At 34.9% G+C, this 10,103-nt stretch carries 5 protein-coding genes and 2 pseudogenes; 6 read left to right on the forward strand and 1 reads right to left on the reverse strand.

All coding sequences use genetic code 11. The features are described from left to right. From UC75_RS21590 to UC75_RS12495, 3 genes and pseudogenes are all read left to right on the forward strand, one after another. Positions 1–768 (forward strand): annotated as a pseudogene (locus UC75_RS21590) (aspartate carbamoyltransferase); the annotation flags it as partial. 213 nt (positions 769–981) lie between these two features. After that, positions 982–2,397: an OmpA family protein gene (locus tag UC75_RS12490; protein ID WP_049837785.1), complete on the forward strand. Its 1,416-nt coding sequence runs from the start codon at positions 982–984 to the stop codon at positions 2,395–2,397. Between the two features lie 92 nt (positions 2,398–2,489). Beyond that, positions 2,490–3,269: a Rossmann-like and DUF2520 domain-containing protein gene (locus UC75_RS12495; protein ID WP_049837786.1), complete on the forward strand. Its 780-nt coding sequence runs from the start codon at positions 2,490–2,492 to the stop codon at positions 3,267–3,269. Positions 3,270–3,282: 13 nt separating this feature from the next. On the opposite strand, the gene UC75_RS12500 is transcribed toward UC75_RS12495, so the two are convergent. Then, a complete protein-coding gene (locus UC75_RS12500) occupies positions 3,283–3,909 on the reverse strand; it encodes a glutathione S-transferase family protein (RefSeq protein WP_049837787.1) in 627 nt (208 codons plus the stop codon). 216 nt (positions 3,910–4,125) lie between these two features. On the opposite strand from UC75_RS12500, the gene UC75_RS12505 reads away from it, so the two are divergent. The 3 genes and pseudogenes from UC75_RS12505 to UC75_RS18900 form a co-directional block, all read left to right on the forward strand. Further along, the gene (locus tag UC75_RS12505) at positions 4,126–4,899 is read left to right on the forward strand and encodes a hypothetical protein (RefSeq protein WP_049837788.1); all 774 of its coding nucleotides are present in this window, start codon (positions 4,126–4,128) and stop codon (positions 4,897–4,899) included. Next, positions 4,896–5,882, forward strand: coding sequence for a hypothetical protein (locus tag UC75_RS12510; protein WP_049837789.1), 987 nt, complete (start codon positions 4,896–4,898; stop codon positions 5,880–5,882). Before UC75_RS12505 ends, UC75_RS12510 begins: the two co-directional genes overlap by 4 nt. Positions 5,883–6,081: 199 nt before the next feature. Beyond that, positions 6,082–10,103, forward strand: a pseudogene (locus tag UC75_RS18900) (hemolysin-type calcium-binding protein); the annotation flags it as partial.

Below are 10,103 nucleotides of genomic sequence, written 5' to 3' on the forward strand. Positions count from 1 at the left end.
GATGATGTGGTTATTCGTACTTTGGAATATGCAGCGGGTCTTGGCTTAACGGTTGTGTTCTATGCCGAAGAACCACAAATTGCTAAAGATGGATGTACACACGAAGGCTTTATTGCTTCTCGCCAAGGTTTGCCAATGATTCCGGCGCTTGCTGAAACTGTAGCGATTGCAAAATATTTGCTTATGATTGAAGCAACCGGCGTAAAAGCTCACTTTGGTTTGTTGTCTTGTGGTGCATCGGTTGAATTAATTCGTGCAGCAAAAGCAAAAGGCTTGCCTGTGACTGCTGACGTTGCAATGCACCAGTTACATTTAACTGAACACTTAATAGATGGTTTCAATTCACTTGCACACGTTCGCCCACCATTGCGTTCTGAGCAAGATAAAGAACTTTTACGTCAAGGATTAAAAGAAGGCGTAATTGATGCAATTTGTACGCACCATGAACCTTTAAGCAGTTCGGCAAAAATGGCGCCATTTGCTGAAACTCAGCCGGGTATTACCGCTTTTGATACTTATGTATCTTTAGGTGTCCAACTCATTAATGAGGGTTTATTTGAACCTCTTGAATGGGTTGCTAAAGTTACTAGTGTTCCAGCACAGGTTGCGAATATGACCTCGCGTTGGGAAGATGAAGCTGGATGGGTATTGGTTGATCCTGCTTTAAGCTGGACAGTAAGCAAAGACACTATTTTATCGCAAGGAAAAAACACCCCATTGTTGGGTCAAACCTTGACGGGTAAAGTACTTCAAACTTTTGCTAACTGATAAAGTGCTTAGTTAAAGTAAATTTAAAATATGAACAGGTAGATCAATATGATCTACCTGTTTTGTAAATACTAGATGGAAAATTGTATATAAATTATATAAAAAACAACAAAAGATTGAAGGAAGATTAGAATAAAAAACTATCAGCAAAGAGAAGTATTTGAATAATCAAAAATTGCTGGTTACGACGTATAAGATTCGGGAGAATAACCAATGTCGATAAACCCTATAGAATTGCTTAAAGAAAAAGTATCTTCAATATTATTAAATGAACAGGATGGATACCTAGGCGAAAAATCGAATGCTTTATCTAAGTTTTATCCAATTTTACTTTCATTATTAGCTGCTAAACCTGATCTTATCGGACAATTGAAAAATAGTTTGGCTCCTTCCTTATCAGACCTTTTTTCTCATAATGACCAAATCAAAAATACTGTACTTACCCATTTAAGTGGTACAGCACCAAATAATGAAATTGAAAGCACGCTCAACAGTGCAATTAAACCCAGCCTTAATGCAATTTCAGATGTTGCCGGAAATGATCAGCAAAGTATTGTGAATTACTTGCGCCAGCATGCAGATACTATTCGTTCATATTTACCAGCATGGGCAGTGGGTCTATTAGCTCCGCTAGGACTTGGTGCAGGTTTATCTTCTGTCACACCATCAACTGCACCTCCGCTTGCTGCAGCAACTGAAAATACAGGTAAGTCTCGTGGGTTCTTACCGATTATTGCGCTCATTATTCTGGGTCTTATCATTGCTTGGTTATGGCGTTCTTGTCAGCACAAAGAAGCTGTACCAGCCCCAGAACCGACGGCTGCCAGCGGTGTTGAAGCTGCTGCCGCACCCGCTAGCTTAACTTTAAGTACCGATGATAAAGGTACAGTGAGTGAGTGTCAGGCTGGAATTGGCGATCAAGGCTTCTTGGCAACGCTACAAACCAACGTTAAAAAAGTTTTTTCGACAACTCAAGATTGTAAGGTGGATACAAGCCAAACTTATGCAGCCTCATTTACCGACAAAGATGCGCTTGCAGGTGTGTTAGGTGTATTAAAAGGTGTACCAAATGCATCTTTAGAATGGGTAGGCGACAAAATTACTTTGAAAGCAGGTGATGCGGCAGCATTAGAAGCATTAACTGCAAAAGTAAAAGCATTGGTGCCACATACAGAGGTTGTCGGTACAGCACCAGTAACAGCTGAGCAATCTGTAAGCAATAGCTTAACTGCTTCGCAAACTGCTCTAGGCTCAATTGATCCGAACAATGTCGATGTAAATGCTTTGGTGAAAGCACTTAACTTGCAAATTATTAATTTTGCGAGTGGTTCAAGTGACATACCTGCCGATAACAAAGCCATTCTTGATCAAGCTGCAACACTTTTAAATAAAGTGACTAGCGTCAAATTAAATGTGGGTGGTCATACCGACTCAACAGGTAACGCTGCTGCAAATAAAGCTTTGTCTCAACGCCGTGCTCAAGCAGTGGTAGACTATTTAAAATCTAAAGGTGTGGATGCTTCTAAATTAGTTGCAGAAGGCCATGGTTCTGATCAGCCAGTTGCAGAAAACACAACAGAAGAAGGTCGCTTTAAAAACCGTCGTATTGAGTTCTCAGTAGCCCAATAATCGACTGATTTATGAAAATTAGTTATTTTAATTTGAAAAAAGCTTCTCATTTTGAGAAGCTTTTTTGTTAAGACAAATAATGTTGGATTGATATGAAAATCAGTTTGGTGGGAAGTGGGCGAGTTGCCTTTCATTTGGCAAAGGCTTTATTGGGCCAAGGTCATAACATCGTACAAGTCTATGCGCGTGATTTTGATAAAACCCAAAAATTTGCAGAGAAAATTCAAGCAAAAGCCTGCCAATTTCTTCAAGAATTCCAATCAGCCGATCTTATCATTCTTGCGGTTTCAGATAGTGCAATTGCAGAGCTTGTAAAACAAGTTCATGAATTCTTTCCTGACACACTCATTGTCCATACTTCGGGTAGTACTGATATTGAAGTCATCCATCATGTACATGAAAAAGCAGGGGTGTTTTATCCATTACAAACATTTAGCTTAGAAAGAGATGTTGATTGGTCTGCAACGCCGTTATTTGTTGAAGCAATAACAGATATGGATCAGGAACTACTTTCAGATTTAGCAAATAGCCTAAGTAACCGAGTATATCAATACACCTCAAAACAACGTTTAACTTTACACTTAGCGGCTGTATTCGCTTGTAACTTTAGTAATTATTGTTTTGATATGGCAAAGCAGGTTGTAGATAAAGAGCAGGTGGACTTTAGCTTGCTCTATCCATTAATTGTGGAAACAGCTAAAAAAGCGACTGAAAATGATCCGAAACAAATGCAAACAGGGCCTGCGGTAAGGGGAGATCAGAATATCTTGACAATGCATCAAGACTTATTGGCTCAAGCAAATCGAGATGATTTAAAACAGGTGTATCAACTTTTAAGTGATGGCATCGTGAAACGCCATCACTCGGACTAAAAGTGATTTAAAACTAAGGTTCGCCGTTATTTCCCCATTTTAAGAAACCAGCACGTTGATTTAAACGTTCAAAATATTGGTCGACATGCTTAAGCGTTGGATGGTCAAAAGGAGTGGCCTTCCAGCGCTGTACAGATAGACCAATTGGAATGTCCGCTAGAGTGAACTCAGTACCTGCAACATAGGCCTGAGTTTTTGCGAGTTGTTGATCAAGAATCTGCATATGATGATTCCAGTCATCAATACCTTGTTGCAATAAGTTTGGATCTTGATGATCTGGTGAGTGTCTCAAGAGAGACATAATCGTATAAGTCCAGCTGTTATTCAGCTCGATCGCTTGCCAATCAATCCACTGGTCAACAAAGAATCTTTCTTTCGCTTGAGTAGGGTAAAGCTGATGCTTTTTATCATAAGCATTTGCCAGATAACGGATAATACTGTTGGATTGCCAAAGGACTAAATCACCATCTAAAACTACAGGAATTTGACCATTTGGGTTTAATTGTAAATATTCAGGTGATTGAGCAGAGCGAAAGCCCCGTCCCCAGTCTTCTCTTTCATATTCAAGATCTAGTTCTTCACACAACCATAAGACTTTGCGAACATTAATGGAGTTATCGCGCCCTAAAATTTTTAACATATTGTTTTCTGACTATGGTGAGTTTCAGTAAATTGAATGTAATACAAATTCTTTAATTGTTTAAGATTTAATAATAAAAAAAGATAAGTGAACAAAGAGCGCTTATCAAAGCATAATTTTCTTGATATTTATCATTCTGTTGCGCTAGAAATATACAGACAGTTTTGTATAGTTGATGTTAAAATAATGTATTAAAAGTGAAAATATAAATTCTTAATGTATATTAATTTTACAATTGATGATCAAGACAAGATCATAGGGGAAGGCGTAATCCAGGTAGGTTGGTTTCTGGTAGATGATAAGTCTGCATTACTTTACGAACCACCCTATCGAATGCGTTCAAAATCTGAAACCAAGCACGCGAAGTCAGCGAGTCGTTGTCCTGCAGTATTACAACTTGAAAGTCGCTACTTCGTGGTGAATTGTCCCTTTGATTTTCATTTAAGATTTGCGCGAGATGCAAATGGAAAACCGACACTAATTAATGTATTAGGTGACCAATCACCTGTTCGAGTTAATAAAATACGTGAGTTGCTAACGTTGGTAAATGAAAATGAATGGCGTACACCACAAGTACCAATTCTTCAACTTAAATTACCTTACTGTTTTATAGCTGATGAAGTTGTGTATTTAACTCAACTCGATGCATTTGGACATTATCGTAAAAATCCCTTACCTGGAACTATTTTTGGTGGACGTTTCCCAATTCATATTTGGCCTAGACCATTAATGTGGGCGTTTGAATGGCACGACACATCAAAGGATTTAATATTAAAACGTGGTGATCCTTTATTTTACTGTCAGTTTGATGGTTTTGATCCATCACGATCAGTTAAGTTAATTCAAGCAGAAAAAACTCCTGAGCTTATGCATTATATTGAACAAATATCTGGTGTTGTAAATTATATGAATCAGACATTTAGTTTGTTTAATGAAGTAGATAAAATAAGGCCAAATAGACTACTTGAAAATAAAAGAGGTTGCAAGTGAAGAAATATAAAATATTTTTTTTTGCTGTTTTTGTATTTTTTTTGATATTTAAATTTTTAAATAATAAATATCAAAAATATATAATTAATAAAAATGAAGAAAAAGGATTTTGTACAAGTGAGAATAAGTATCTTACTGATGAAGAAAAGTTAAGAAACTTAAAAGCAGATTTTTTGGCTATAGAAATGGAACATTGGATTAGGGCCGGTCGTGAAGGATTTAATGTGTATGATAATACAATGTATATTTCTAAATTTAATTTTAATAATAAGGGCGAAATTATTAAAGTGATAAGTACTGCAAAATTAGATAAACCATTCGAAGATAATATGGGTATTGTGGCAGTGGCAACAATGCAGGAATATTATGATAATAAAGATTGTAAGAAAGATAAAAGAAGATGCAAAGATTTAAACGAAAATAAGAATAATTTAAAAAGTTTATGGACAAAAGATAATCGTGTGGATATTAATTATTTGAAAAGCTTGCCAATAAATTATTCTGTAATAACTTATGGGCGAACAATTTATCCACTTTCAAGTTTGAAGAAAATAAGTAACAGTAATTATAGTATAGAAGAATACTCTATTGATAAGCTTTGTTGTGATAATAAAGAAATCCTTAAATCGATTAAAACAATTGATTTAAAAATGATAGGGAATATGAAAAGAATGAAAGAAGGTGAAAAAAATTATAGCACCAAAGAACCTGATTTAAATTTGGATCAAATTGATGGTCAAGATATTGATGCTGTTTATATTATGAAGTTATATGAAAATTTAGCACTTAATGAGCCAGAACAAATCCAAAGATATGGGATACGTATGAGTATGGCTTCTCTAAGAAAAGATATATATCCATTTGTTAGGAGAATATTGGTAACTGCATGTGGTACTATTTCAGAAGAAGAGCAAGTATTTAACTCTAGTGAAACTCAAAGTGGTGAAGATGTTTCATTAAGAAAAAGAAATAAACTATATTAATTTAAATTTTTTTTAAATAGTATTTTGATAATATTAAATTTATAAAATATATAGATGATTTGTTATGCTTTTGTGTTTTTTTAATTTAAATAATTTTATATTTTTTGGTAAGGCTGGGGTTTTGAAATGATCTTATGAATCTATTTTAATTTTTTAAGTAATATTTTTTAATATGATTATTTTTAGTTAAGGGGTATGTGTGAGTTCTATTATTAATATGTTTGAAATGATCAGTTATTATTTATATGGGCAGCGTACAAAACCAGAAAATTTACTTGATGATAAAATTATTTCTTCTGATCGTAATAACTTGGTAACTGAAGCCCATATAAATTCAATAGAATTTATGACCAGTGGAGCTGGACGTTATGTAGGTTTGGGTAATTTTACAGCAGTAAGAAAATTTTTAGCGGGTGAGTATGCTGATAAACTAATAATTGGAAAAATTTATAGTACAAGTGAACTTTTTGATGCGCTTGGCCATGAAGGTTATCCTACTCATGAAAAAACTCAGCTTAAGGTTTTAAATTATGGTCTTGATACAAGTAGTATTGACTATGTTGATAGATCTTATGTGTTTGGTTCAATGTCATTTACTATTAATCCAGATGCTCAGTTTATTGTTGGAAAAGATGGATCTTTTCAAATTAAAAATATTTCAGTAATTCCTGTAGATGATAATTTTGATTATAAATCTGATAATCATGTTGCTCAATTAACGAACTTACTTACGGAAGGAGCTATTGATCCATATCATATAGGAAAGACAGTAAAAATAGTATTTGATGAAAAAGACAAACTGCAGAAGATAGATCTTGATAAAAGTGATTTACAATCACTAATAAAACAGGAAAATTATTTACAAAGTTTAATTTTGGAAGCTAAAGATTTTTCATCATCTTTACCTAAAAATATACCTATTCCCGATGCTGGAAAACTTTTAGAAGCATTAGAAACTTTAATTAAAAATGATATTATTAATTATGTAGATAATTCTGGACGTGCAATTATTTATGGTTCAAATGAAAAAGATAATTTAAGCGATGTTGAGCTAACGAATTTAGTTTTACAAAAGTCAATTCTATTGAATATAGCTAATTTATCTTCTTCATTAAATCTAAATGCACAATTAGTTAACCTTATAAATTTGGCAAAGAGTTTATTAACTCAAAAAGGTATTTCTATTGTTTCTGGGGATGGGGATGATTCACTTACTGGAACAAAATATTCTGATGCCTTATATGGTGGGAGTAATGATGATTCGTTAAATGGTGCTGAAGATAGTGACTACCTGAATGGTGGGATGGGGAATGATATTTTAGATGGTGGAGAAGGAGATGATAATTTAGTTGATGAGAAAGGTGATGATACCTATATTTTTAATGGAAATTTTGGACACGATACTATCTATGATTTAGATGGTAATGGCCAGATAAAAATAGATGGTATAGCTCTTTCCGTTGGTGAAAAAATCAATAATAAACTCTGGAAAAGTGCTGATGGACAATATTCGATAGCTTTAGTTGAGGATTTTGATGGTGTTACGACAACGCAAAAATTAATAATTAGTAAGGAAAATGATAATAACAGTATTACTATAAAACATTTTAAAAATGGAGTATTAGGACTCACTTTGGATGAGGCGACAGATACCTCTAACCCTCCATCTGATACTTCAGTATATGCTTTTGGGACGGATGGTAATAATATTATTTTTGGTGAACGTTATGTGGCAAGTTTTGCAGGAAATGACTTTATTCATTCAAACAATGAGAATGCTGTCATTATTGCTGGTGATGGTAATGACCTAATTTCTACAGGTGAAGGGAATGATATTATTTATGCTGGAGTAACTGCTTCTGAACAAGATAGCAATATTGTATTTTCTGGTGGTGGGCGAGATCAAGTTTATGGAGGGGTGGGTAATGATATTATTATGACCTCTAATAGGCTAAATGTTGCAAGAGAGTCATTATTAAATCAAGTAGGAAATGCAGATACAGGACTTGCAGATTTAAATAAAGAATATAATATTTTGAACTTTAATCTTGAATTGAATTTAGATGATAATAATAAATTTTCATATTATAGAAATAATAGCTTAGGTCAAATTACAGAACAGATTCTGCCTTCTTTTGATATTTACTATACAGGGAAAATTGGTAAATATTATATTTACAACTTTATAGAAGCCTTAAATTATGGTCATGGTTATTCTGGAAATGATATTGCTTATGGCGGGGCAGGAAATGACATTATTTTAGCTTCATCAGATACAGATTTTCTATATGGTGGAGTAGGAGACGATGCCGTTTATGGAATGGATGGCAAGGATTATTTATATGGGGGAGAAAACAAAGATACCTTATATGGTGGTGATGGTAATGATCAACTTGTTGGTGGGCAGGGGGATGATGAGCTTACGGGTGGATTAGAGCGTGATGAACTTTATGGTGGCGATGGTGATGATATTATCGAGGCTGATTTAAGTGATTTAGAAGGTACCTCAGCTCCACCAGTTGAACCTAAAAGTTATAGCCGTTTTGGTCATGATCTTGTTTATGGCGGTGCTGGAAAAGATCGCATCTGGGGAAATTTAGGGAATGATGAACTTTATGGTGACGATGATGATGATGAAATTTATGGAGATCATCATGCTCTAGCTGGGGATTTACATGGCGATGACTATTTATATGGGGGTAATGGGAATGACCAGATTATCGGGGATGGTGGAAAAGATACGATTCGAGGTGGAAATGGTGATGATTCAATATCAGGAGATAGTGGTGGGTTAGATGGCAAATATCATGCTGACGATAATATTGAGGGTGAGGAGGGAAATGATAAAATTTGGGGACAAGGAGGGAATGATACGATCAATGGTGGTGATGGTGAAGATAGGATTTCAGGAGATGATATTAATCTAGAAGGTCAATATCATGGTGATGATAGTATTACTGGTGGTAATGGAAATGATTCAATCTGGGGAGAAGGTGGTTCAGATACGATATACGGTGGAGATGGCGAAGATTATATAGAAGGTGATGCAACCAATATAGATACCCAATACCATAAAGATGACGTGCTCTATGGAGATAAAGGCAGTGACAGAATTTTTGGAGATGGTGGTAGAGACATAATATATGGTGGAAATGGCAATGATTATATACAGGGTGATAATAATCAGATAGATGCTCAATATCATAAAGATGATGTACTCTATGGTGATGACGGAAATGATGTCATTTGGGGAGATGGTGGAGCAGATCAACTTTATGGTGGGGCTGGTGATGATTACCTTGCTGGAGATAATAAAAATTTTGCTATTGAATACCATGGAAATGATCAGCTTTATGGAGGGAGTGGTAGTGATACGCTTTTGGGATTCGATGGCGATGATGTTTTAGACGGAGGCATGGACCGTGATAACTTATATGGCGGAAATGGTAATGACAATCTAATCAGTCGTGAAGGTATAGAGGACTCACTCTTTGGAGGGGCTGGTGATGATAACTATTATATACAGGTCAGAAAAGCAGAAATAAAAATAGGCGATAATTTGGGGAATAATCATATTTACTTTGAAGGTGATTTTGATCTTTCAAAAGTAGATATTGTCAAATATGCCAATGCAACTGAACTAAAAGTTGTTGTTTACAACCCAGAAGAACCGTTTAGTCAATTTAAATTAGTATTCTTTGATAATCAGGAAATTCCTGCTACTGAGGGTGGATTAATTAAGGATGAATATGATAATCCCATAAAAGGTGGTTATGATATTTATATGCATTTTAATCAAAAAATTAATTACGATGAAACATTTAATCCATTACAAAATACTATACCACAAGTTATTCATCTTAATACCTATTTAAAAGAAAAGGCTGGCCTGAGTTTTCACTTCTGGGAGGGTAGCTGGGGTGGAGTTTTTGCACCCTTTATGATTTTTACAAATGGAAAAATAATAAATGACCAATTAGTTTTTGAAGGATCATTTCTAAATGATGATTTGGATATAACTACAATTAGAAATAATGTAACACAATATGGAAAATATCAGGCGAATGAATATCATCTTCTGGAAGGGAATGATAAAGCTCAGGGGTCTGCTGAACAAGATATCATTTATGGGGGAGAGGGGAATGATACTATTTTGGGACAAGATGAAAATGATCAAATTTATGGTGATGGAGGTGACGATGAACTTAATGGCGGTCAAGG

Origin of the sequence: Acinetobacter sp. V2 (assembly GCF_001188385.1) — a bacterium.
GTDB classification, from domain to species: Bacteria; Pseudomonadota; Gammaproteobacteria; order Pseudomonadales; family Moraxellaceae; genus Acinetobacter; species Acinetobacter oleivorans.